The 23425-nt window shown below is 64.2% G+C and carries 28 protein-coding genes; 15 read left to right on the forward strand and 13 right to left on the reverse strand.

Features of this window, described 5'->3' with window-relative positions; translation table 11 throughout:
* Nucleotides 1–5: 5 nt before the first annotated feature.
* A complete protein-coding gene (locus PspR32_RS15070; RefSeq protein ID WP_010223794.1) occupies nucleotides 6–296 on the reverse strand; it encodes a hypothetical protein in 291 nt (96 codons plus the stop codon).
* A 173-nt stretch (nucleotides 297–469) separates the two neighbouring features.
* On the opposite strand from PspR32_RS15070, the gene PspR32_RS15075 reads away from it, so the two are divergent.
* Complete coding sequence (locus tag PspR32_RS15075) at nucleotides 470–901, forward strand: hypothetical protein (protein WP_010223796.1); 432 nt, start codon at nucleotides 470–472, stop codon at nucleotides 899–901.
* A gap of 105 nt (nucleotides 902–1006) precedes the next feature.
* On the opposite strand, the gene PspR32_RS15080 is transcribed toward PspR32_RS15075, so the two are convergent.
* Nucleotides 1007–1951, reverse strand: a complete 945-nt coding sequence (locus PspR32_RS15080) for a LysR family transcriptional regulator (protein WP_036994847.1) — start codon at nucleotides 1949–1951, stop codon at nucleotides 1007–1009.
* A gap of 83 nt (nucleotides 1952–2034) precedes the next feature.
* Between PspR32_RS15080 and PspR32_RS15085 the strand changes: the two genes are divergently transcribed.
* Nucleotides 2035–3087, forward strand: a complete 1053-nt coding sequence (locus PspR32_RS15085; protein ID WP_159388801.1) for a Gfo/Idh/MocA family protein — start codon at nucleotides 2035–2037, stop codon at nucleotides 3085–3087.
* Nucleotides 3088–3146: 59 nt separating this feature from the next.
* Nucleotides 3147–3617 (forward strand): type II 3-dehydroquinate dehydratase, encoded by a 471-nt coding sequence (gene aroQ, locus PspR32_RS15090; RefSeq protein WP_010223802.1) that lies wholly within the window; start codon nucleotides 3147–3149, stop codon nucleotides 3615–3617.
* Here the strand turns inward: aroQ and dsdC are convergent.
* Complete coding sequence (gene dsdC / locus PspR32_RS15095) at nucleotides 3610–4542, reverse strand: DNA-binding transcriptional regulator DsdC (protein WP_159388802.1); 933 nt, start codon at nucleotides 4540–4542, stop codon at nucleotides 3610–3612. The two genes, aroQ and dsdC, sit on opposite strands and share 8 nt — an antisense overlap.
* Nucleotides 4543–4544: 2 nt before the next feature.
* Complete coding sequence (locus tag PspR32_RS15100; RefSeq protein WP_159388803.1) at nucleotides 4545–5897, reverse strand: D-serine ammonia-lyase; 1353 nt, start codon at nucleotides 5895–5897, stop codon at nucleotides 4545–4547.
* Between the two features lie 179 nt (nucleotides 5898–6076).
* Between PspR32_RS15100 and fusA the strand changes: the two genes are divergently transcribed.
* The 3 genes from fusA to PspR32_RS15115 all read left to right on the forward strand — a co-directional run bounded on the left by fusA (nucleotide 6077) and on the right by PspR32_RS15115 (nucleotide 11680).
* Entirely contained in the window at nucleotides 6077–8182 is a 2106-nt protein-coding gene (gene fusA / locus PspR32_RS15105; RefSeq protein ID WP_010223806.1) for an elongation factor G, read from the forward strand.
* Between the two features lie 191 nt (nucleotides 8183–8373).
* Nucleotides 8374–10857: a DNA ligase D gene (gene ligD, locus PspR32_RS15110; protein ID WP_159388804.1), complete on the forward strand. Its 2484-nt coding sequence runs from the start codon at nucleotides 8374–8376 to the stop codon at nucleotides 10855–10857.
* Nucleotides 10858–10915: 58 nt separating this feature from the next.
* On the forward strand, nucleotides 10916–11680 hold the full coding sequence (locus PspR32_RS15115; protein WP_036994837.1) for a PIG-L deacetylase family protein: 765 nt from the start codon (nucleotides 10916–10918) through the stop codon (nucleotides 11678–11680).
* Between the two features lie 68 nt (nucleotides 11681–11748).
* On the opposite strand, the gene PspR32_RS15120 is transcribed toward PspR32_RS15115, so the two are convergent.
* Nucleotides 11749–12672, reverse strand: coding sequence for a LysR family transcriptional regulator (locus PspR32_RS15120; protein ID WP_010223809.1), 924 nt, complete (start codon nucleotides 12670–12672; stop codon nucleotides 11749–11751).
* Between the two features lie 113 nt (nucleotides 12673–12785).
* On the opposite strand from PspR32_RS15120, the gene PspR32_RS15125 reads away from it, so the two are divergent.
* Entirely contained in the window at nucleotides 12786–13982 is a 1197-nt protein-coding gene (locus tag PspR32_RS15125; protein WP_159388805.1) for an MFS transporter, read from the forward strand.
* Nucleotides 13983–13991: 9 nt separating this feature from the next.
* Nucleotides 13992–14390 (forward strand): DUF4440 domain-containing protein, encoded by a 399-nt coding sequence (locus PspR32_RS15130; RefSeq protein ID WP_159388806.1) that lies wholly within the window; start codon nucleotides 13992–13994, stop codon nucleotides 14388–14390.
* Here PspR32_RS15130 and ku read toward each other — a convergent pair whose 3' ends face one another.
* Entirely contained in the window at nucleotides 14391–15254 is an 864-nt protein-coding gene (gene ku / locus PspR32_RS15135; protein ID WP_159388807.1) for a non-homologous end joining protein Ku, read from the reverse strand.
* A gap of 13 nt (nucleotides 15255–15267) precedes the next feature.
* On the reverse strand, nucleotides 15268–15771 hold the full coding sequence (locus PspR32_RS26695; protein WP_442966880.1) for a PSPA7_2676 family Cys-rich small protein: 504 nt from the start codon (nucleotides 15769–15771) through the stop codon (nucleotides 15268–15270).
* Here PspR32_RS26695 and PspR32_RS15140 point away from each other — a divergent pair.
* On the forward strand, nucleotides 15656–16165 hold the full coding sequence (locus tag PspR32_RS15140; protein ID WP_159388808.1) for a DUF4142 domain-containing protein: 510 nt from the start codon (nucleotides 15656–15658) through the stop codon (nucleotides 16163–16165). The genes PspR32_RS26695 and PspR32_RS15140 overlap by 116 nt on opposite strands.
* 14 nt (nucleotides 16166–16179) lie before the next feature.
* Entirely contained in the window at nucleotides 16180–16467 is a 288-nt protein-coding gene (locus tag PspR32_RS15145) for a hypothetical protein (protein ID WP_010223819.1), read from the forward strand.
* A gap of 40 nt (nucleotides 16468–16507) precedes the next feature.
* Here the strand turns inward: PspR32_RS15145 and PspR32_RS15150 are convergent, their stop codons facing one another.
* Entirely contained in the window at nucleotides 16508–16675 is a 168-nt protein-coding gene (locus PspR32_RS15150) for a metallothionein (protein WP_010223820.1), read from the reverse strand.
* Nucleotides 16676–16822: 147 nt separating this feature from the next.
* Here PspR32_RS15150 and PspR32_RS15155 point away from each other — a divergent pair, with 147 nt between their 5' ends.
* Nucleotides 16823–17437 (forward strand): Yip1 family protein, encoded by a 615-nt coding sequence (locus tag PspR32_RS15155; protein WP_100783319.1) that lies wholly within the window; start codon nucleotides 16823–16825, stop codon nucleotides 17435–17437.
* A 21-nt stretch (nucleotides 17438–17458) separates the two neighbouring features.
* Here the strand turns inward: PspR32_RS15155 and PspR32_RS15160 are convergent, their stop codons facing one another.
* On the reverse strand, nucleotides 17459–17731 hold the full coding sequence (locus tag PspR32_RS15160) for a DUF1652 domain-containing protein (protein ID WP_081492810.1): 273 nt from the start codon (nucleotides 17729–17731) through the stop codon (nucleotides 17459–17461).
* A gap of 229 nt (nucleotides 17732–17960) precedes the next feature.
* On the opposite strand from PspR32_RS15160, the gene PspR32_RS26700 reads away from it, so the two are divergent.
* From PspR32_RS26700 to PspR32_RS15175, 3 genes are all read left to right on the forward strand, one after another.
* Entirely contained in the window at nucleotides 17961–18128 is a 168-nt protein-coding gene (locus PspR32_RS26700) for a KGG domain-containing protein (protein ID WP_081492811.1), read from the forward strand.
* Between the two features lie 49 nt (nucleotides 18129–18177).
* Nucleotides 18178–18738: an ATP-dependent Clp protease proteolytic subunit gene (locus PspR32_RS15170; protein WP_010223824.1), complete on the forward strand. Its 561-nt coding sequence runs from the start codon at nucleotides 18178–18180 to the stop codon at nucleotides 18736–18738.
* Between the two features lie 100 nt (nucleotides 18739–18838).
* Entirely contained in the window at nucleotides 18839–19066 is a 228-nt protein-coding gene (locus PspR32_RS15175) for a DUF6555 family protein (protein WP_036994827.1), read from the forward strand.
* Nucleotide 19067: 1 nt separating this feature from the next.
* Here PspR32_RS15175 and PspR32_RS15180 read toward each other — a convergent pair whose 3' ends face one another.
* The 4 genes from PspR32_RS15180 to PspR32_RS15195 form a co-directional block, all read right to left on the reverse strand.
* Nucleotides 19068–19982: a DNA-3-methyladenine glycosylase family protein gene (locus tag PspR32_RS15180; protein WP_159388809.1), complete on the reverse strand. Its 915-nt coding sequence runs from the start codon at nucleotides 19980–19982 to the stop codon at nucleotides 19068–19070.
* Nucleotides 19983–20124: 142 nt separating this feature from the next.
* A complete protein-coding gene (ycaC, locus tag PspR32_RS15185) occupies nucleotides 20125–20751 on the reverse strand; it encodes an isochorismate family cysteine hydrolase YcaC (RefSeq protein ID WP_010223830.1) in 627 nt (208 codons plus the stop codon).
* 51 nt (nucleotides 20752–20802) lie between these two features.
* Nucleotides 20803–21489 carry a hydrolase gene (locus PspR32_RS15190; RefSeq protein ID WP_010223832.1) on the reverse strand — a complete coding sequence of 229 codons (687 nt, stop codon included), beginning with the start codon at nucleotides 21487–21489 and terminating at the stop codon, nucleotides 20803–20805.
* Nucleotides 21490–21516: 27 nt separating this feature from the next.
* Nucleotides 21517–22407, reverse strand: coding sequence for a pirin family protein (locus PspR32_RS15195; RefSeq protein WP_159388810.1), 891 nt, complete (start codon nucleotides 22405–22407; stop codon nucleotides 21517–21519).
* A gap of 96 nt (nucleotides 22408–22503) precedes the next feature.
* Here PspR32_RS15195 and PspR32_RS15200 point away from each other — a divergent pair, with 96 nt between their 5' ends.
* A complete protein-coding gene (locus PspR32_RS15200; RefSeq protein WP_026001379.1) occupies nucleotides 22504–23412 on the forward strand; it encodes a LysR family transcriptional regulator in 909 nt (302 codons plus the stop codon).
* Nucleotides 23413–23425 lie beyond the last annotated feature (13 nt).

The raw sequence follows: 23425 nt of genomic DNA on the forward strand, positions 1-23425 counted from the left end.
ACGGATTACAGGCCCAGTTCTTCCGGGGTGAGCATGTCGCTTTCGAAGGCGATCCAGCCGCCTTCCAGCTCGGCATGGCCGTTAACGATCGGGCCGTAGTAGCTCAGGCCGTTTTCCAGGGTCACGCAGATATGCGTCGGCTTGTCGGGAGCGGCCAGGGTATTGATGAAGTGAACCTTTTTCAGCGTCTCGCTGACGGCCTCCAGGCCGATCTTGATCCCGGGGTTTTCCACGGCCTCGACATCTTCATGCAGGTCGTCGCTGACGGTCACGGTGGCGGTGTATTTGTACAACATGGTCGAACTCCAACGACAGGGAAAACCGCGTCAGCTGACGCGTGCGGGCGCATAGGGTAAAGGAGCGGCACGGAAAAAGCCCGCGCCCTTCGACGAGGCGACGCACGAAGGTACCCTCGGCCCGCCCCGGCTGGTATTGTGCCCCCCGGTAAAAACCTGTCAGAGGAATGACATTGAGTGCTGAACAGAACCTGACCTCGGACATGTTCGAGGTCGACAAGCGCCTGGGGCTCAAGCCCGTGGTGGATTTCAACAACTACCTGCAAAAAGCCTTCGGCGACGGGCCTTGCACCTGTATCCGCTGCCGCACCAGCGGCGGTGACGAAACGGGCTACGAGTACCAGCACACCTTCGTGCTCGATGGCCAGACGCTCAACCGGCGCTTTGCCAACACTACGGGCAGCGATGTGCTCAATGCACTGAAGAAGGCCTGGCTTTCGTACACCAAGGTCGACCTGCCGACGCTGGGTGCGCTGGACCTGAGCGCAGTGAAAGGTTTTGTTGAACCGCAGCTGCACAAGCGCCTGCTGCCGCTGTTCCTGGCCAGTGGCCTGGTGCGTGAAATCGACGGGCAGTGGATGCTGCAGGTTCAAGCCGGCGATTGAGTGCCTGGGGCTGCTTGCGCAGCCCATCGCCGGCAAGGCCGGCTCCCACAGTTTCGAGCCTGCACAGCACCTGTGGGAGTTGGCCGGCCCCGCGATGCCCCCCCCTCAGCCACCCACCGCCAACGCAAACGGCCCCTGCGCCAGTTGCTCGCGCAAGAACGCCACGCAACTGCGCACCTTCGCCGAACTGTCCGAACGCGCCGCCGTCACCGCCCAGACATCCGCCGGCTGGTGATAGGCCGGCAACACCCGAACCAATGACCCCTCCTGCAAGCTGCCAGCCACGTCCCAGTACGAGGCCATGATGATGCCGTGCCCGTCCATGGCCCACTGGCGGACGACATCGCTGTGGTTGGCCGCCATGGGCCCGGTGACCTTGACCGTTTCCGACCCGCCCGGCCCAATCAACCGCCACACCCCGAAGCGATCGTCGCGGCTGCGAAACAGCAGGCAATCATGCTGGGCCAGTTCCGCCGGTACCCGCACCTGGCCGCGGCGCGCCAGGTACGCCGGCGAGGCCGCGAGCACCCGCTTGTTCTCGGCGATGCGATGGGCGATCAGGTGTTTTTCCTGCACCTCACCGACGCGGATGTCGATATCGAAATTCTCGCCAATCAGGTCCACCCGCCGGTCGAGCAGCTCCAGCCAGATATCCAGGGTCGGATAACGCTTGCGCAGCAGCGACAGGATCGGCGCGATGTGCTCGCGGCCCAGGCGCAGGCTGGTGCTGATGCGCAAGGTGCCGCGCGGTTCGCTGTGGGCCCCGGACAACGCCTCGAGCATCGACTCGACATTCTCGAGGATCTTCTGCGCCCAGATGAACGCCGCTTCGCCATCGCTGGTGATATTCACCCGCCGTGTGGTGCGGTTGAACAGCTTGACCCCCAGCAGCGTCTCCAGGGTGGCGATGCGCTTGCTGACATGGGCCGGCGACAGGCCGATCTCGGTGGCGGCGGCGATGAAGCTGGAGCGCCGCGCCACTTCGCAGAACAACTGCAGGTCGCGCAGCAGCGGGTCATTATTCGCTAATAGCGCATTCTGATTCTTCATCTGGCCCGATTATCTCCTGGGAGTTTTTTATTAGCCTCTCACAAAACCGTTGCCGCGGTCCGCATAACAATAACGAGAGCGCCATGCACACGATCCGTATTGCCGTCGCCGGTGCCGGCCTGATTGGCCGCCGGCATATCGAACTGATCCAGGCCAGCGCCGAGTGCGAACTGGCCGCCCTGGTCGACCCGGCCCCGGCCGCCGCCGAACTCGCGGCCAGCCACGGCGTTGCCCTCTACCCCAGCCTTGAGCAGTTGTTCGCCGAGCAGCGCCCGGACGCGGTGATCCTGGCCACGCCCAATCACCTGCATGTCGAAGGCGCCCTGGCCTGCGTTGAACACGGCATTGGCGTGCTGATCGAAAAACCGCTGGCGCACACGCTGGAAGCAGGCAAGCGCCTGCTGGCCATCGCCGAGCGAACCGGTGCGCGGCTGCTGGTCGGCCATCATCGTGCCCACAGCACGATCCTGGCCAAGGCCCGCGAGGTGATCGCCGAAGGCCTGCTGGGCAATCTGGTGGCGGTGATGGGCAGCGCGCTGTTCTACAAACCCGACGACTATTTCGACGCTGCGCCCTGGCGCCGCCAGATCGGCGGCGGGCCGGTGCTGATCAACATGATCCACGAGATCGGCAACCTGCGTTCGCTGTGCGGCGAGATTGTCGCCGTGCAGGCCCAGGCCTCCAGCGCCACCCGCGGCTTTGCCGTGGAAGACAGCGTGGCCATCAGCCTGCGCTTTGCCAGCGGCGCCCTGGGCACCTTCATGCTGTCCGACACCGCCGCCTGCGCCCGCAGCTGGGAGCAGACCACGGGCGAGAACCTCGACTACCCCAGCTACGCCGACGAAGACTGCTATGTGATCAGCGGCACCCGGGGCTCACTGTCGATCCCGAGCATGCGCCTGAAGTACTACGAGCAGCGCGCCGACCGCTCGTGGTGGAAGCCCTTCACCAGCACCGTGGTGCCCTTGCACAGCGCCGACCCGCTGGCCCGCCAGCTGGCACACTTCTGCCAGGTGATTCGCGGCCACGAGCCGCCGCTGGTAAGCGTGCGCGACGGTCTGCGCAATGTGCAGATTGTCGAGGCCATCAGCAGCGCCGCGCGTAGCGGCCAGATCGTCGCCACCGACAGCCTCTGAGCCCTTTTTACCCGCCTACGACGCCCTGCGCGCCAACCCCCAGACTGGAAACCTGCACCATGAAAACCCTGCTCGTGCTCAATGGCCCCAACCTGAACATGCTCGGCCTGCGCCAACCGCAGGTTTACGGCCGGGAGACCCTGGCCGATGTCGAAAACCTCTGCCAGCAGGCCGCCAGCCGGCTGGAACTGAAGCTTGAGTTCCAGCAGACCAACCACGAAGGGCAGATGATCGACTGGATTCACCAGGCCCGTGGCCGGGTCGCCGGGATCGTCATCAACCCCGGTGCCTGGACCCATACTTCGGTGGCGATTCATGACGCCTTGATTGCCGCCGAGGTGCCAGTGATCGAAGTGCATATCTCCAACGTCCATCGCCGTGAAGCCTTCCGCCACCACTCCTATGTGTCGCTGGTGGCCAAGGCGGTGCTGGCCGGCTTCGGCACCCACGGCTACGTGCTGGCCATCGAACATTTTGCCCGCGAGCTCACGCCACTGGCACGCCTGTGCACGACGGCCGAGGTCAGCTGAGCGCACACTCACGCAACCACTCAACCATCACCCGCACGCGCTGCGCCAGCGGCTCGCGCGGCGGATGCACCAGGTAATAACCCTGCCCCGCCGCCTGACTGAAGCCGCCCAGGGGCAGGATCAACGCGCCCTGGTCCAGCAACGGTTGCACCAGGCGCTGGCGCCCCATGGCCACGCCGGCATGGTGGCGGGCAGCGGCGCTGCACAGGTCGGAGCGATCGAAGGTCAGGTGGCTGGCGGGCAGGAGCTGTTGCAGGTTCTGTTCGCGGGCCCAGCGTTGCCACTCGGCGTCAAAGGCCGCGTGTTCCCAGGCCAGCGCGTCGTGCAGCAAGGTGCACTGGGCCAGGCGCTCGGGGTGGCCGATCAAGCCATGGCGTTCGGCGTACTGCGGGCTGCACACCGGGGCTATCCGCTCGTCCATCAGCAATCGGCTGACCAGCCCCGGAAATTCGCCGTGGCCGTACAGCAAGGCCAGGTCCACTGGCCGGGTGCGAAAATCCACCGGGTCGTTGCCAGTGCGAATATCCAGGCTCAGTTGCGGATAACGCTGCTGAAAATCTGCCAAGCGCGGCACCAGCCAGTGTTGGGCCACCGAAGGCCGTACATACAGGCTCAGGGCCCCGCTGACCTGCGTCGTCAACGGCTGCAGGGCTTCCTGCAGTTGCGCCTCGAAGCCTTGCAGCACCTGATAGAGCCGCTCACCTTCAGCGGTCAGGCGAATGCGCCGGGTCAGCCGTTCGAACAGGCGCAGTGCCAGCGCCTGTTCCAGGCGGGCGATACGGTGGCTGACGGCGCTGGCGGTCAGGCACAGCTCCTGCGCCGCCTGGCTGAAGCTCAGGTGCCGGGCGACCGCAAGGAAGGTATGCAGGTTGGCGAACTGGGCGCCGTTCAAGCGCATGCCTAGGCGATCGGGCAGGTTGAGCATGCTCAGCGCCCGGCCAGCACGGCACGGCCCTTGGCCAGGTAGCGGTCCATTTCGTCGCGCGGCACCATACTGCCGCCGGTGCCCCAGACCAGGTGGGTGGCACGGGCCATGCGCTCATCACTCAAGCCCAGGCGCTGACGGTAGCCTTGTTGCTCTTGCATCACGCTGAACATCCCCGACACCCCGGCCAGCGCCGAGGGCTCAAGTTCGATGCCCTCACAGGCGTGCATTTGCGCAAGCTGGCGGTACAGGGTGTCGTCGCTGACGGTGTAGTAGCCGTCGATCAGGCGCTGCAGCGAGCGGCCGACAAAGCCCGAGGGGCGGCCAACCGCCAGGCCGTCGGCGGCCGTCTGGTTGTCGATGCCAAAGTCATACACCGAGACACTGTCGTGCAAGCCGGTGTACACACCGAGGAACATGCACGGTGAATGGCTCGGCTCGGCGAACAGGCAATGCACCGCATCGCCAAAGATATGCTTGAGGCCGAAGGCCACGCCACCCGGGCCACCGCCGACGCCACAGGGCAGGTAGACGAACAGCGGATGCTCGGCGTCGACCTGGATGCCCTGCTCCGCCAACTGGCGCTGCAGGCGCTCGGCGGCCACGGCGTAACCAAGGAACAGGTTCAGCGAGTTTTCATCATCGACGAAATGGCAACGCGGATCGGCCTCGGCCTCCTGGCGTCCCTGCTCCACCGCCACGCTGTAGTCGGCGCTGTACTCACGCACCGCGACGCCGCAGGCGCGCAGGCGATCCTTTTTCCACTGACGGGCGTCGGCGGACATGTGCACCGTCGCCTTGAAGCCCAGGCGCGCACTGATGATGCCGATCGACAGGCCGAGGTTGCCGGTGGAGCCGACCGCCACACTGTACTGGCCGAAGAATGCCCGGGCCTCATCGCTGTCAAGCGTGGCGTAACTGTCGCCCGGGCGCAGCAAACCGCCTGCCAGGGCCAGGTCTTCGGCATGCTTGAGCACTTCATAGATGCCGCCGCGGGCCTTGATCGAACCGGAAATCGGCAACAGGTTGTCGGCCTTGAGCCACAGCTCACCGGCTGGCGCAAGGTGCTGTTCAGCACAGAGCACCGCCTGCAGGGCGCGCAGCGGCAACACGGGCGATTCGATGATACCGGCGCTGGGCACGGTCTCGGGGAACGCCGAGGCAATGTACGGGGCAAAGCGCTCGAGCCTGGCGCTGGCTTCACGGATATCCGCAGCCGTCAGCGCCACGTCCCCCAGGGCCTCGGCGCTCGGTGCCAGGGCCGGGTTGAACCAGCAGGTAGGGCGCAACGCCACCAGTTCGGCGATCAACGGATGACTCTGGCACCAGGCATTAACGGATTGTTCCAGCGGCATTGGGCGACTCCATCGGCAAGCGGATAGAAGGATTAAGCGTCAGCGCCGCAGGCTTTACAACCGATGGTTACTCAGGCCATGGATGAACCTGCTTCAGCCATGGACCGCCGTGCAAGCCGCCGCACTTCTGCTACCTTGGGAATACCCTCTTCATCCGCATCACACACAGGTGACCCCTCATGGCGCGCACCACTCCCATCGAGCTGTACCGCAACATCGGCATCGTCGCCCATGTTGACGCCGGCAAGACCACCACCACCGAACGCATCCTGTTCTACACCGGGGTCAACCACAAGATGGGCGAGGTGCACGACGGCGCCGCGACCATGGACTGGATGGCCCAGGAGCAGGAGCGCGGCATCACCATCACCTCGGCGGCGACCACGGCGTTCTGGCAGGGTTCGACCAAGCAATTTCCCGACAAGTACCGCTTCAACATCATCGACACCCCCGGCCACGTCGACTTCACCATCGAGGTGGAGCGTTCGCTGCGCGTGCTCGACGGCGCGGTGGTGGTGTTCAGCGGCGCCGATGGCGTCGAGCCGCAATCGGAAACGGTCTGGCGCCAGGCCAACAAGTACCATGTGCCGCGCCTGGCCTACGTCAACAAAATGGACCGCCAGGGCGCCGACTTCCTGCGCGTGGTCAAGCAGATCGATCAGCGCCTGGGCCATAACCCGGTGCCGATCCAGCTGTCGATCGGCGCCGAGGAGCACTTCGCCGGGCAGATCGACCTGGTGAAGATGAAGGCCATCTACTGGAACGAGGACGACCAGGGCACCAGCTACCGCGAAGAAGAGATTCCCGCCGACATGCTGGCGCTTGCCCGCGAGTGGCGGGCACACATGATCGAGGCCGCCGCCGAGGCCAATGACGAGTTCATGGAGCTGTACCTCAACGGCCAGGAGCTGAGCAACGAACAGATCAAGGCCGGCCTGCGCCAGCGTACCCTGGCCAACCAGATCGTGCCGGCGATCTGCGGCTCGTCGTTCAAGAACAAAGGCGTGCCGCTGATGCTCGACGCGGTGATTGACTACCTGCCGGCGCCCTCGGAAATCCCGGCGATCAACGGCACCGACCCGGACGACGAAGACAAGCACCTGGAGCGCCACGCCGACGACAACGAACCGTTCTCGGCGCTGGCCTTCAAGATCGCCACCGACCCGTTCGTCGGTACCCTGACGTTTGCCCGGGTCTACTCCGGCGTGCTCAGCTCAGGCAATGCCGTGCTCAACTCGGTCAAGGGCAAGAAGGAACGGATCGGCCGTATGGTGCAGATGCACGCCAACCAGCGCGCCGAGATCAAGGACGTGTGCGCTGGCGACATCGCCGCGCTGATCGGCATGAAGGACGTCACCACCGGCGACACCCTGTGCGACATCAACAAGCCGATCATCCTCGAACGCATGGACTTCCCGGACCCGGTGATCTCGGTGGCGGTCGAGCCGAAAACCAAGGCCGACCAGGAGAAAATGGGCATCGCCCTGAGCAAGCTGGCCCAGGAAGACCCGTCGTTCCGGGTGCGCACCGATGAAGAGACGGCGCAAACCATCATCTCCGGCATGGGCGAGTTGCACCTGGACATCATCGTCGACCGCATGAAGCGCGAGTTCGGCGTCGAGGCCAATATCGGCAAGCCGCAAGTCGCCTACCGCGAGAAGATCCGCAACACCTGCGAGATCGAAGGCAAGTTCGTCCGTCAGTCTGGCGGGCGCGGCCAGTACGGCCACTGCTGGATCCGCTTCGCCCCGGGCGAGGAAGGTAAAGAGGGCCTGGAATTCGTCAACGAAGTGGTCGGCGGCGTGGTGCCGCGCGAGTACATCCCGGCGATCCAGAAAGGCATCGAAGAGCAGATGCAGAACGGCGTGCTGGCCGGTTATCCGCTGATTGGCCTGAAGGCCACGGTGTTCGACGGCTCGTACCACGATGTCGACTCCAACGAAATGGCTTTCAAGGTCGCAGCGTCAATGGCCACCAAGCAACTGGCGCAAAAAGGCGGCGCGGTGCTGCTGGAGCCGGTGATGAAAGTCGAGGTGGTGACCCCCGAGGAGTACCAGGGCGACATCATGGGCGACCTGAGCCGCCGTCGCGGGATGATCCAGGAAGGCGACGAGACGCCGGCGGGCAAGGTGGTACGCGCCGAAGTGCCATTGGGCGAGATGTTCGGCTATTCCACGCAGATGCGCTCCATGACCCAGGGCCGGGCCAGCTACACCATGGAGTTCACCAAGTACGCTGAAGCGCCGGCGAGCATCAGTGAGGCGATTATCAAGAAGCAAGGCTGATACGGCGACCGCTTCGCGGTCGATCGCCGGCAAGGCCGGTTCCCACAGGATAGCGGTGCGCTCGACACCTGTGGGGCCTTGCCGGCGATGGGGTGCGCAGCAGCCCCACCTCGAACAAAGCCGATTGAACTCTCACCCCAGCCGTCCGATCCCAATCCTTAGGAGCCGCCCATAAGCAGCAGGACACCGCCATGGCCAAGCCGTTGCAGGAGTACGCACGCAAGCGCAATTTCGACGCCACCCCGGAGCCTGTGGGTAGCCATGCCCAGGGCAAAAAAGCCGCCCACGCCCTGCAGTACTGCATCCAGAAACACCACGCCAGCCACCTGCACTACGACTTTCGCCTGGAACTGGACGGCACCCTGAAAAGCTGGGCCATCCCCAAGGGCCCGTCGCTGGACCCGAAAATCCGGCGCCTGGCGGTGCACGTTGAAGACCACCCACTGGACTACGCCAACTTCGAAGGCCGTATCCCCGAAGGCCATTACGGCGCCGGTGAGGTAATCGTCTGGGACCGCGGTGTGTGGATTCCCGAAGAAGACCCGCGCAAGGCCTATGCCAAAGGCAAGCTGCGCTTTCGCCTGCAGGGCGAGAAGCTGTCCGGCACCTGGAACCTGTTTCGCACCCACCTGGCCGGCACCAAGGAGCAGTGGCTGCTGGTCAAGTCCGACGATGCCCAGGCGCGCCCGCAAGCAGACTACGACATCCTCGAAGCAGAGCCCGACAGCGTGCTCAGCGAACGCAGCCTGACTGCCCGCCGCCCCAGGGCAGCGGCGAACAAAACCACCCGCAAGGCCAGGCCCGCGAGCAAGTCCAAGCTCGACGGCGCCAGCAAAGCCGCTTTGCCCGCTTCGTTCAAACCGCAATTGGCGACCCTGGTAGAGACGCCCCCCGAGGGCGACTGGGGCTACGAAGTGAAATTCGACGGCTACCGCATCCTCGCCCGCATCAACGGTGAGCAAATACGCCTGTTCACCCGCAACGGCCATGACTGGACCGCCAAGTTGCCCAGACAGGCCAAGGCCCTGGCCGGGCTCGGCGTGCAATCGGCATGGCTCGATGGCGAGATGGTGGTGGCCAACGAGCACGGCGTTGCGGATTTTCAGGCGCTGCAGAATGCCTTCGATCAGGCCTGCGACGAGCAGATCGTTTACTACCTGTTCGACCTGCCGTACCTCAACGGCATGGACTTGCGCCAGTGCCCGCTGGAACAGCGCCGCTCGGCCCTGGCCGCGCTGCTGGAGAAGGCCGACGACAAGTGCCTGCGTTTCTCTGCCGGCTTTGACCAGCGTGTCGAATCGCTGCTCGACAGCGCCTGCAAGATGAAGATGGAAGGCCTGATCGGCAAGCGCCTGGGCAGCCACTACGTCAACCGCCGCAGCAGCGACTGGATCAAGCTCAAGTGCAAGCAGCGCCAGGAATTCGTGATCGTCGGCTTCACCGACCCCAAAGGCTCGCGCGCAGCGTTTGGCGCGCTGCTGCTGGCCCTGCACGATGAGCGCGGCGAGCTGCGCTATGCCGGCAAGGTCGGTACCGGCTTCAACAGCGCCACCCTTGCCCACCTGCATCAACGCCTGGCGCCGCTTGAAGTCGGCAAGCCGCCATTGCCCACGCCGCCAACCGGCGCCGAGGCCAAAGGCGTGCACTGGCTCAAGCCGCAGCTGCTGGCCGAGGTCGCCTATGCGCAGATGACCCGCGACGGCGTGGTGCGCCATTCGGTGTTCCATGGCCTGCGTGACGACAAACCGGCCAAGGCCATTGGCCTGGAGCAGCCCGTGAAAAGCCCGGCAAGCAACACGCCCACACTGCAGCTGACCCACCCGCAACGGGTGGTCGACGCCAGCACCGGTATCACCAAGCGCCAGGTCGGCGAATACTACGCCCAGGTCGCCGAGTGGATCCTGCCGCACCTCAAGCGCCGCCCGGTGGCCTTGGTGCGGGCACCCGACGGGCTGGCCGGCGAGCTGTTCTTCCAGAAGAACGCCACACCGTTGAACATCCCCGGCCTTGAGCGCCACGACAAGGCCGAAGCCGGTCAGGCGCTGATGATCATCGACCGGGTCGAAACACTGCTCGGCACGGTGCAGATGAACACCCTCGAACTGCACACCTGGAACGCCACCGCCAAGGACTTTGACACGCCCGACCGGCTGATTCTCGACCTCGACCCGGACCCGGCGCTGCCGTGGAAGGCCATGCTCGAAGCCACTCAATTGACCCTGGCCCTGCTCGATGAACTGGGCTTGCAGTCGTTCCTCAAGACCAGCGGCGGCAAGGGCATGCACATCGTCGTGCCGCTGACCCGGCGTGCCGGTTGGGACGAGGTCAAGGCCTTCAGCCAAGCCATGGTCCAGCACCTGGCCGGGCTGTTCCCCGAGCGCCTGTCGGCGGTGTCCGGGCCGAAGAACCGGGTCGGGCGGATCTTCATCGACTACCTGCGCAACGGCAAAGGCGCGACCACCGTCTGCGCCTATTCGCTCCGCGCCCGCGAGGGCCTGCCGGTGTCGGTGCCGATTCGCCGCGAAGAGCTGACTGAGCTTGAAGGCGCCAACCAGTGGAACCTGCTCAACCTCGGCAAACGCCTGGTCGAAGGCGATGACCCCTGGGCCGATTATGGCCGGGTACGGCAGTCGATCAGCAAGGACCTGCGCCGACGCATGGGCGTTGAATCATGAGCGACCTGGCCGAACTAGGCCGACAATTGAGTACACCCCTCGAGGGAGGCTGGCGGCTATGACCCTGCAGCGACCGCAAAACCCGATCCAGGCACCGGGCACGCCCTTGGCGCACTGGCAATCCTCCACGACCCTGCAAGCGGTGCCGGCCATCAGCCACGATCAATTGGTGCCGCGTGGCGGCCGCCTGGTGGTGGTCGCCCCGCACCCGGATGACGAAGTGCTCGGCTGCGGCGGCGTGCTGGCCGGCATGCGTGGCCGCGAGCAGGATCTGCTGCTGATCTCGGTCAGCGACGGCGAAGCCAGCCATCCTGATTCGCGCCACTGGACCAGCGAACGCCTGCGCCAGCAACGCCCGCGGGAAAGCGCCGACGCCTTGCGCCGCCTGGGCCTGGACCTGACCCGGCTGAGCTGGCTGCGCCTGGGCCTGGCGGACGGCGCCGTGGCCAATCATGAACGCTGGCTGGCCGAACGCCTGGTGCAACTGCTGCGCGCCAGCGACCGGGTCCTGACCACTTGGCGCCTGGACGGCCACTGCGACCATGAAGCGGTCGGCCGCGCCTGTGCCCGCGCTTGCGAAACCGTCGGTGCGCGCTTGATCGAAGTGCCGATCTGGGCCTGGCACTGGGCCCGCCCCAGCGACCCGCGCCTGCCCTGGCAGCGCGCCCACAAGCTGTTCCTCGACCGCGCGGTGCTGGCCCTCAAGCAGCAGGCCGTCGCCGCCCACACCAGCCAGCTGCAGGCCGACGAGCAGACCCCGCCGGTCCTCGACCGCGAGGCCCTGGCACGCCTGCTGCAACCGTTCGAACTGGTGTTCACATGAGCGTATCGGCACGCTGTTTCGAGTAACGCATCAAACAACGCGGCCTGCCCGGCGACTGGGGCACTTTCTCAACAACCTCGGCGACCCGGCTCGGGCATCGCCAGCCAGGCCTTGATGAAATCGATCCAGGCGCGAACCTTGCGCGGTACATGGCGGCTGGACGGATACAGGGCATACACGCTCTGCGCCGCGAAGCGGTACCCGGGCAGGCCGTCGAGCAACTGCCCGCTGGCCAGGTCATCGGCCACCAGCCAGTCCGGCAACAAGGTAACGCCCGCGCCCTGCAGGGCAAAGGCACGCAGGATCGAGGCATTGTCGGCCACCAGCAACGGCGTACCCTGCGGCGCGAACACTGCGCGGCGCCCCTTGTCGCCCAGCAGCTCCCAGCGATTGTTCTGCTCGAAACGGCTGTGCACCAGTTGCGCGACGTTAGCCAGGTGCTCGGGGGCGTTGATCAGCTGAGCCCCATGAACGGCCAACAGGCTCGGCGCCAGCACCAGGCGCACGTTGTAGGTCGCCAGGCACACGCCGCGATAATTGGAGTCCTGCGCCTGGCCCAGGCGAATGGCGACATCGAAGCGCTCGCGCACCAGGTCAACCTGCGCCGTATGGGTCTCCAGGCGCACGCTCAGCCCCGGGTGCAGCCGGCAGAACGCCTGCAGTGCCGGGGCGAGGACTTTCAGCCCGTACTCGACCGTGGAGGTAATCCGCAAGCTGCCCTGCAAGCCACTGTGTTCGGCGCGCGCCTCGTCGATGGCGATGCGCGCGTCTTCGACCACCTGCAGGCAGCGCTGGTAAAAGCGCTCACCGGCGTCAGTCAGGGCGATCCGGCGGGTGGTGCGGGTCAGCAGGGTGACCCCCAGTTCAGCTTCCAGCTGCTTGATGCTGAAGCTGACCGCAGCGCGGGTTTGCTGCAAGCGCTCGGCGGCCCCCGTGAAGGAGCCGGCCTGGACTACCGCGCAAAACAGTTCGAATCGGTCGAGGCTGACCATGCAATGCCTTCGCCATTGTCAAAATAATTCAACCAATCTGCCGGGTTTTCGCGTCTTATTCAAGCACCTGCAAGTCTCTAGACTGCGCTTTTCTCCGGCCCATCGAACTGCTCATGCCTTATCGTGCGAAAGTCACCCTGGTCTACCTGCTGGGTTTCACCCTCGACCTGCTCAACATGTTCGCCCTCAACGCCGCCTACCCGGCGCTGGGCCAGGAACTGCACGCCTCGGTGGCGCAACTGAGCTGGACCAGCAACCTGTACATGCTCGGCCTGACCCTGGTGATCCCGCTGGGCACCTGGCTGGCCGCGCGTCTGGGCGAACGCCAGACACTGCTGCTTTCGCTGGCGCTGTTCGGCCTGGGATCGGCCCTTGCGGGCAGCGCCGGTTCGATCGAGGGCCTGCTCGCCTGGCGCCTGCTGCAAGGCCTCGGTGGCGGCCTGCTGATTCCGGTGGGCCAGGCCATGGCCTATCGCTTATATGCACCCGAGCAGCGCCACCACCTGACCTCGCTGGTGATGATGGTGGCCCTGCTGGTCCCGGCCGTGTCGCCGGCACTGGGTGGCGTGGTGGTCGATCAGGGTTCGTGGCGCTGGATCTTCTTGGCCATGCTGCCGCTGACCTTGATTGCAGGCGTACTGGTGCTGGCCTGGCTGCCTGCGAACCTGCCCTTGCCTGCCCCACAGCCAATGCTTGACCTGCGCCTGCTCGGCCAGCCGCTGCTGCGCACGGCAATGCTGATTTACCTGTGCGTGCCGGGCGTATTCATCGGCGCCAACCTGGTGGCGGCGTTGTACCTGCAACAGCGCCTTGGGTTGAACGCCACAGCCACCGGCGCGCTGATGCTGCCCTGGGCGCTGGGCGCCTTGGGTGCCATTGCCGTTGTCCGCTGGCGCTTCAACCTGACCGGGCCCAAACGCCTGCTGAGCGCCGGGATATTGATCCAATTCACGGCACTGTTGTGGCTGGCCTCGCCGTGGGTCGCTGCGCATCCGGCCTGGCTGGCGCTGATTTTCACCCTGCTGGGCCTTGGCAGCAGCCTGTGCAGCAGCAGTGCGCAAAGCCTGGCATTCCTGGCCATCGCGCCGGAGCAGATGGGCCAGGCCAGCGCCTTGTGGAACCTCAACCGGCAACTGAGCTTTTGCCTCGGCGTCGCCGTGCTCGGCGCCACGCTCAATCATCTGCTGCCGGCGCCGCAAGCATTTGCCCACAGCTTCATCCTCGCTGCGCTGCTGACCCTGCTACCGCTGCCGATGGTTTTCAAACTGCCCGGGGCTCGCACCCTGGGGCTTTGCACCACCCCTACCTGAGCCCTGCCCATGAACCAAAACACCCCCGCATTCAAGGAAGTCATCGATGCCCACGTCGCCATTGAGCAATGGCTGTCGGGCAACGCCCCGGCTGACCAGTTCGACGCGCTGGTGGCGCGTTTCAGCCGGCAATTCTCAATGATCACCCTGCCCGGCCAGGTGATCGATTACCAAGGCCTGCACAGTGTGTTTCAGCACGCCTACGGCAAGCGTGCGGGCCTGGAAATCGGCATCGATGAGCTGCAATTGATCGCCACAGGCCCGAACCTGTCGGTGGTCAGCTATCGCGAGTGGCAGGCCGACGCGGCAGGCAACCGCTCAGTACGGCGCTCGACCGTGGTCTTCGAACACAACACCAATGGCGCCCTGCGCTGGCGCCATCTGCATGAAACGCCAGTGACGGACTGATCAGGCTTTCTTGCGCAGCTTGCTGGTGCCTGCCGGTTTTTTCGCGGCCGGCGCCGCCTTCTTCGCGGCCGGTTTGCGCCCGCCCAGGCTGCGTTTGAGCAGTTCGGTAAGGTCGATGATGTCGGCGCTTTTCTGTTCGCCTTCGCCCTCCAGCGGCTCGACCGTGGCGATCTTGCCCTGGCGGGCCTTCTCTTCGACCAGGCTCATGATGGTGTCCTTGAAGTCGTTACGATAGTCCTCGGGCGTCCAATGCCCGCTCATGTCCTCGACCAGGCGCGTGGCCATTTGCAGCTCGCGCTTGTCGAGGCTTGAATCGCGCACGCTGGCGTCCAGGTCCAGGCTGTCCAGGCCGCGCACTTCCTCGGGCCAGCGCAGGGTGATCATCACCAGCGCGTCCTCGAGCGGGCGCAGCAGCGCCAGGTGCTGCTGGGTGTGCAGCACCACCTTGGCCAGGGCCACCTTGCCGGTGCTCTCCAGGGTTTCGCGCAGCAAGGCATAGACCTTGCCGCCACGCCGGTCGGGGCTCAGGTAGTACGGGGTGTCGAACTGCTGAAGAGGGATTTCGCCGCTGTCGACGAACGAGAAGATGTCGATGGTCTGGGTCGCTTGCGGGCGCGCCTGGCGGATCTCCTCTTCGCTGATCACCACATACTGGCCCTTCTGATACTGCACGCCCTTGACGATATGCTCGCGGGCGATCTCCTTGCCGGTGACCTTGTTCACCCGCTTGTAGCCCACCGGCTCCATGCTGCGCTCGTCGAGCCAGTCGAAGTCGACCCGGTCGCTGCTGATAGCAGTACTCAACGACACCGGGATATGCACCAGGCCGAAGCTGATTGCACCTTTCCAGATGGCTCTGGCCATGACCTCTTTCCTCTTAACACGTAGCGTGCCAGCGCACGGCGCCGCAGCGCTCACAACGCTGGCATAGCAGCGCACCTTCGCCCTCGGGCTCATCGCACCAGTGGCAGCCCTTGAACAGACAGATAATGGTCATGGGGCCCTCCCATGGGGCGTTTGGACCACCCCTTACCTGTTGTGACTGCGCCAGGCGCCGAAGGTTTGCTGCGATTGCCGTCAGGACAGCGGATTGCCACCGGTGACGACGAACACGTTGCCGTTGATGCAACTCGATTACTGGCTGGCCAGCAGCATACACCGTGGCGCCAGTGGTCCGTAGACAGCAATCGGGCTGAACTCTGACGCCTTGGGCCTTTCGTAAAACTAACAGCTGCATGCTGTTTACGCCCCGGGAGATACCGCTTATGAACCCTTTTTTCCGTCCCATCCGCCTTGTCCTGAGCCTGTGCGTCGTGCTTAGTGCCAGTACCCAGGCTGACAGCAACAATGCCTTCGTCAGCGAAGCGATCGGTGCCGGCATGGCTGAAATCCAGACCAGCCAGTTGGCCCTGGAAAAAACCCAATCGCCCCAGGTAAAGGCATTTGCCCAGCAGATGATCAAGGATCACACTAAAGCTAATCAGCACCTGCTCGATCTTGCCAAGCAACATGGCTTCAGCGTCCCGGATGACGCAGCCCTCACCAGCAAGGCGCGCAAGATGATGTTGCAGGTGCAGGACGGCGCGTCGTTCGATGCGGCCTATGCCACCCATCAGGTCGACGCCCATGAGCAGGCGGTGCGCCTGTTCGACGAAGAGAGCCGGTCTACCTCGGACCCTGACGATCTGCGCACCTTTGCCAAGTCCACGCTGGCGACCCTCAAGCACCACCTGGAAATGGCCAAGCAACTGCAGAACGCGCACCGCAAGAACTGAAGGAGGCCCTTGGTATGAGAAAGGTCAGCCCGGCCTGCCCGACCTGCCTGCAGATCGACTTCGTCCAGGACACGCTGTTCGGTCCCATCGCCCACAGCGCCGAATGTGAAGTGCAACTGGCACCGCTGAACATCAACGGCCTGCCTGGCTTGCGCATGCAGGTACAGGCGCCCGTACCCGACAAGCTTGAGCGTTCGCACAGCGTGGCGTTTGTCTGGGAAGGCCGCACCTATCGCGGGATTGTCCAGTATCACCGGCGCTGCGATGACGGCGGCTTGCAGTTGCAGCTGGAGTTACAGTGAACACGCGTGGGAGCGGCGGTGCGACGCGCCCACCGTTCGGTCAGCGTTTGGGGCTGGCGGCGCATCCACAGCCACTGCTATTGCACGGTTTGCCGGACGGATGGTGCTCGGCGCAGGCCTGGCAACAATAGGCCCTGCCCTCGCTCATCACCGGATGTTCACCCAGCTTGCAGTTGCAACCTGGGCAGGCACAGGTTTGTGCGTTCATGGCGTTGACTCCTTGGGTGGTGCTGGTCACATGTCAGTGACCAGACAATACCGGGAGTGGTTCAAAAAAAATGAAACCCCAGCGCAGGCCAAGTCTCCATAGAACAGGGAGAGGTGTTTTCTACTCTGCTCACCCTCGGAGGTCACCATGAGTACCCATCTGGTTCAACTCTTCACCCACCCCGACGACGCCTGGATGGAAATTCGCCAGGAAGAAGAACTGCACCCGCGTCACTACCTGCCGCACCTGCTGCTGATGGCGCTGATTCCCGCCCTGTGCCTGTTCATTGGCACCACCAGTATTGGCTGGAGCCTGGCCGGCACCGAGCGGGTACGCCTGAGTGTGACCAGCGCCGCCGAACTGGGCGTGCTGCTGTACGCCACCAGCGTGCTCGGGCTGATAATCATGGGCGGGTTCATTCGCTGGATGTCACGCACCTTCGACGCACGTCCCACGCTCAATCAATGCATCGGTTTTGCCGCCTACACGGCCACGCCATACTTCGTCGCCGGTGTCGCCGGGCTCTACCCCGGACGCTGGCTGGCGCTGATCGTGCTGGCTGTGGCGTCGGCCTATGCGACCTTTCTGCTCTACATTGGCCTGCCGACTTTTCTGCGCCTGCGCAAGGAAGACGGCCTGCTGTATTCGACCAGTGTCTGGGCGGTGGGGTTGTTGGTACTGGTGACCATCCTGGTGTCGATGATCCTGTTCTGGTTCAACGTGCTCAACCCTGAATACCTGCGCCCGGCCAGCCTTGGCTGACCGGGCATCCGGGCTGAGTCTTCAGACCATCGCTTGGGGCGTAAGGGGAATATGGCTACGCCCCAGGCGCTGTTCTTCACGCACCTGGGCGACCAGGGCGGCCAGTTCATGGCAGGTGGTAAGGCTGTGCACATGGATTCCGGTGACGGTCAGGCACTCGCCGAGGGTATCGCCCTGCCCCAGTTGAAGGGTCAGATGCTCACCATCGAGGCAGGACACGATGCACCGTTCAGGCAGAAAGGCCTGTTCGATCAGATGGCACAGCTCAAGCGTAGAAACACCAATCAGTGACATGATTCGATCCTCGTGTCGTAAGGCCCGAATATTGAGTTAGTACCCGACCAGCCCCAGATGCCAATTGTAATTGCTGATACCGCACCGCTACCCCATACAAGGCAGCAATGGTCGGTGCCCTGACCGTTCGTCATGAAGCGGCGAAATATTTCAAACTTTGCCCAGCGCGGCCGTCTCCCAACTTATGTAAGGCAAACGCCTTGCGAACATTCACAAGAGGAAGAGAATCATGGCTAATAAAGGCACTTCGAATCCCGGGAATTTCGCTAACGACAAGCAAAAAGCATCTGATGCCGGGAAAAAAGGTGGCCAGGCCTCCGGCGCAGCTGGCCAGCCCCGCAAGCCTGACATGGACAAGGACCAGCCCCGCAAACCCAGTGGTGGCGGCCGTAGCTGACGGACGAAAGACCGGCGCACGTCATGTGCGTCGGTCCCGAGAGAGCGCAATGAGCCAACAGGTGATCCACTTCCATTGCCAGATCGATCAGGACACCACCGAGCGCTTTCGCGATCGGTGCCTGCAGGCCATCGCTGATGGCGCCACCTCGTTGCTGCTGTTTCTGTCGACCACTGGCGGCAGCACCAACTTCGGGTTCTCGCTCTACAGCTTTCTCAAGTCCTTGCCGGTACCGCTGTGCGCTGTCAATGCCGGCAACATCGAGTCAATGGGCATCATCATGTACCTGGCAGCCGCCGAGCGCGTCGCCGCACCGCATTCACGCTTTCTCATCCACCCCATGACCTGGCACTTCAGCCAAAGCGCAGTGGACCATTCGCGCCTGCGTGAATACCTCTCGAGCCTGAACAACGACCTGGAGCGCTACGTGCGCATCTTCGAGCAGGAGACCGCCCAGGCCGAGCGCAAGCTGGACATTTTTCATTGTCTGTCGACCGAAGAAAAGGTCATTCCCGCCTATGACTCGTTGGCCTGTGGTATCGCTCACCGCCTAGAGCAGGTGGTGTTTGCCAAGGATGCCCGGCACCTGAGCGTCAGCGGCACCCACTGACGGGCTGAAATCCAATGGAATTTTTCTGCAGGCGCAGCACTCACTAAAAGCATTGAAGAGATTTTCCTGGTCACTGCTCTGTAAGGATCTTTCCAGCCCCATGGAAAACGCAAAACTGTTCGTCATCGACTACCAACTGCACGGCGATCACAAGTCCTTTATCGTCCGCGCCGAAACGATGGACAACGCCGATGCCTGGCACTGGGCTAGTTGCGACGCCGGTATTGGTCGAATAGGCCGTTACGGGCACGAAAAAGTGAAAAAAGTCAGCAGGCCCCTGGCCGAGCGCTACGGTATTAGCGATGTGAAGTGGCGCCAGTCCGGTTGAGTCAGCTCAGCGACGCCCACAAGTGCTGGGCGGCATAGGCGCGCCATGGGCGCCAGGCCTGAGCGCGCTGTGCCAGTTGCGCCTCGGGGCCCTCCAGCAGGCGCAAGGCCTTGATCAGGGCTACATCCCCTAGCGGCAAGGCATCGGCCGCGCCCATCTGGCGCAGGGCCAGGTAGTGGGCGCTCCACGGGCCGATACCGCGCAAACGGCACAGGCGCTGGACCCAGGCCTCCAGGTCACGGTCCGGGCCAAACAGCTGCGGGTCCTCGCGCAGAGCCCGGGCCAGGGTCGACAAGGTCGCGGCCCGGGAGCGCGGCATGCCCAGGCCACTGAGGTCGACGTCAATAATGGCCTCGGCCCTGGGGAACACATGGGTCAAGCCGGGCAACTGCTGCACATGCGCGGGGAGTCGCTGGCCGTAGCCCGCCACCATCCGCCCGGCCAGGGTGATGGCCCCGGCCACGCTGATCTGCTGGCCCAGCACGGTACGCATGGCTTGCTCGAACGCGTCCCAGCCGCGCGGCACACGCAGCCCCGGACGCAGGCTGATCAGTTGCGCCATCAACGGGTCGCGACTGAGCTGCGCCTGGATCTTGTGCGGTTCGGCATCCAGGTCAAACACCCGTCGGACCCTGGCCAGCATACCTGGCAGCGCTCGCGCAGAGGCGCCGAATACGGTGACTTTCAGCCGGTGCCCACGCGCCTGAGACACCTGGACGATGCCCTGGCCCTGGGCAAGATCGAAGCTGCGCGCATACACCCCCGCCACGACCGTCTCGACCCCGGTGATCGCCCGCGCGGCAAAGAACCCCAGCAGCGACGGCCAGTGCAACGGTGGCTGATAGGGCAGCCAGAAGCTGATGACGCTGCCCGGCCGCACGGTGCGACGATGGCCAGCCAAGGTGGAAGATTTCATGCGCCGATCATCACCTGCGCAAACCTCACGACGCCAGAGGTTTCGCAGAATTTCGGCGCCCCAAAGGTCTGCCCTTCAGGGGGATGTCGATACGACGACGGCCGGGCTACGCTAGCGCCCGGCCGTTGATCAGTGCACGGCGTTATTTGCCGTTGGTGAGGGTGTTGTAGCTGGTCATCAGGTTACGGTAGTCGGGGATGTGGTTGGAGAACAAGGTACCCAGGCCTTCGATGTCGTTGCGCCAGTCGCGGTGCAGCTCACAGGCCAGGCCGAACCAGGTCATCAACTGCGCGCCGGCTTGCGACATGCGGTTCCAGGCCGAGTCGCGGGTCAGCTCGTTGAACGTACCGGAAGCATCGGTGACCACGAACACGTCAAAACCTTCTTCCAGGGCCGACAGCGCCGGGAAGGCCACACACACTTCAGTCACCACCCCGGCAATGATCAGTTGCTTCTTGCCGGTGGCCTTGACCGCCTTGACGAAGTCTTCGTTGTCCCAGGCGTTGATCTGCCCGGGGCGGGCGATGTACGGCGCCTCGGGGAACTGCGCCTTGAGCTCGGGCACCAGCGGGCCATTGGGGCCGGTTTCAAAGCTGGTGGTGAGGATGGTCGGCAGCTTGAAGTACTTGGCCAGGTCGCCAACGGCCAGCACGTTGTTCTTGAAGCGATCCGGGTCGATGTCTCGAACCAGCGACAGCAGGCCGGTCTGGTGGTCGACCAGCAGGACGGCAGCGTTGTTCTTGTCCAGACGGACGTAGGGCTTGGTCATGGTCTTACTCCTTGCGTTGAGACGCCGGTGCCGGGCACCGGACATGAGGGATCAGCGTTGGGAATCGAGCAGTTCGTTGTCGCGGGCCACCTGTTGCGCCTTGAGGTAGCTTTCGATCAGCAATTGGTAATGCGGGAACACAGAACTGTAGGCTTCGGCCCACTGCTGGGCGTCTTCGCGGTTCCAGGTGCGCTGGACTTCCGAGCACACCGCGGCGGTGTCCATCGGCACCACACCGGCCTGCATGATGCGCGCCAGGGTGATTTCCTGGGCCATCTTCGAATAAGTACCGCTGGCATCGATCACCGCAAATACTTTATAGCCGGCATTGACCGCACTGATGCTCGGAAAGGCCATGCACACGCTGGTGATGGTGCCGGCGATGATCAGGGTCTTGCGTCCGGTCTTCTCTACGGCGGCAACGAATTCGGGATTGTCCCAGGCGTTTATTTCACCTTTGCGTGCCACGTACTGGGCGTGCGGCGCGGCTTCGTGAATTTCCGGGATCAACGGACCATTGGGCCCCTGCGGCACGGAGGCAGTGGTGATGACCGGGATCCTGGCGAGCGATGCGATCTTGGCCAGGGTGATGGCATTGGCCCGCAACTCGGTCATGGGCATGTCCTTGACCGTCTGGAACAGGCCGCTCTGATGGTCGATCAGCAGCATCGCAGCGTCATCGGGGTCGATGCGCGGGACCTGACCGTTGAAGTTGGCAACGTTGGCAAATGTACTCATGGCATATTCTCCTTCGGGTTTATGAGACTAGTTGTGGTGACGCGGCCCGGCCTGCCCGCTCATCTGGCCGAAGCGTCCGGCGCGAAAATCGTCGAAGGCCTCGGCGATTTCGGCATCGCTGTTCATCACGAATGGGCCGTAACCGACAATCGGCTCGTCCAGCGGTTCGCCACTCAGTAGCAGCACCGATACATCGCTTTGCGCTTCAAGCAGCAGCTCGTCACCGGCGCGGTCGAACAGCACCAGTTGCGCGGCACCGACCTGGCGCTCGCCGTTGACCAGCAACTGGCCACGCAACACCACCAGCGCCGTGCTGCGCCCAGCGGCGCTAGGCAGGCGTAGCGGCGCGCCGGCCTTCAGTTGCAGGTCCCAGACATCCATGGGCGTAAAGGTCTGCGCCGGCCCCTGATGGCCACGGAATGCACCGGCAATTACCCGCAAGGTGCCAGCGCCGTTGCCCAGCGGCACCCGCGGGATGTCAGTGCTGAGCAGGGTCTGGTAACCGGCCGGCGCCGATTTGTCCTTGGCCGGCAGGTTGACCCACAGCTGGACCATCTCCAGGGTGCCACCCTTGGCGGCGAAGGCTGGCGAGTGGAACTCCTCGTGGAGAATCCCGCCGGCAGCGGTCATCCACTGCACATCGCCCGGGCCGATCAGGCCGCCGGCACCCGTGGAGTCGCGGTGCTCCAGTTCGCCCTGGTAGACGATAGTCACGGTTTCAAAACCGCGATGAGGATGCTGGCCGACCCCGCGACGTGCGGTGGTCGGGGTGAAGTCGTGGGGGCCGGCATAGTCCAGCAGCAGGAACGGGCTGATGTGCTGGGCCAGGTTGTCGTAGGTAAACAGGCTACGGACCGGGAAGCCATCACCCACCCAATGCGGGTGCGGGCTGCTGTAGACGCCTTGGATCTTTTTCATCAGATGCCTCCTCTCGTGCATGGCTATAACCATACGAGCGCAACGACATCGGCGGTAGATCGGTTAAACTGCCCTCAGCGTTCCATTTGGAGAACACTGGTGGAAGACCTCAACGACCTTTACTACTTTGCCCAGGTAGTCGATCACGGCGGCTTTGCCCCCGCCGGCCGCGCCCTGGACATGCCCAAGTCCAAGCTCAGCCGGCGCATTGCCGGGCTGGAAGAACGCCTGGGCGTGCGCCTGATCCAGCGCTCGACCCGGCATTTTTCAGTGACCGAAATCGGCCAGGCCTACTATCGCCATTGCCTGGCCATGCTGGTCGAAGCCGAGGGCGCCGCCGAACTGATCGAGCGCAACCGTGCCGAACCCCAGGGCATCGTGCGCTTGAGTTGCCCGACGGCGCTGCTGGATTTCTGGGTGGGGGCCATGCTCACCCGCTTCATGGTCCAGTGCCCGCTGGTGCAGTTGCATATCGAAAGCACCAACCGTCAGGTCGACCTGATCCAGGAAGGCATCGACATCGCCCTGCGTGTGCGCGTACCGCCGCTGGAAAGCAGCGACCTGGTGATGAAGGTCTTGGCGCGCAGCACCCAGTACCTGGTGGCGGCGCCGTCAGTGCTTGAGCGCCTGCCGCAGCGGCCGGTGCCTGCCGACCTCAGCAGCCTGCCCAGCCTGCACTGGGGCTATCCGCAGCGCGACTATCACTGGCACCTGCTCGGCCCCGACGGCGCCCGCGCCAGCCTGCGGCACAACCCGCGGCTGGTGACCGATGACCTGGTGGTATTGCGTCAGGCCGCCGTGGCCGGCGTGGGCGTGGTGCACCTGCCGCTGGTGGTGATCCGCGAAGAACTCGAAGCCGGCCGGCTGGTGCAAGCCACGCCGAACTGGGCACCGGAGTGCGGCGTGGTGCATGCGGTGTTTGCCTCGCGCCGCGGATTGCTGCCGTCGGTGCGCAGCTTGCTGGATTTTCTCGCGGCGGAGTTCGAGGCCAGTGATATAGCGTAAGGGGATGTCCGCT

The organism is Pseudomonas sp. R32, from assembly GCF_009866705.1.
Taxonomy (GTDB): Bacteria; Pseudomonadota; Gammaproteobacteria; order Pseudomonadales; family Pseudomonadaceae; genus Aquipseudomonas; species Aquipseudomonas donghuensis.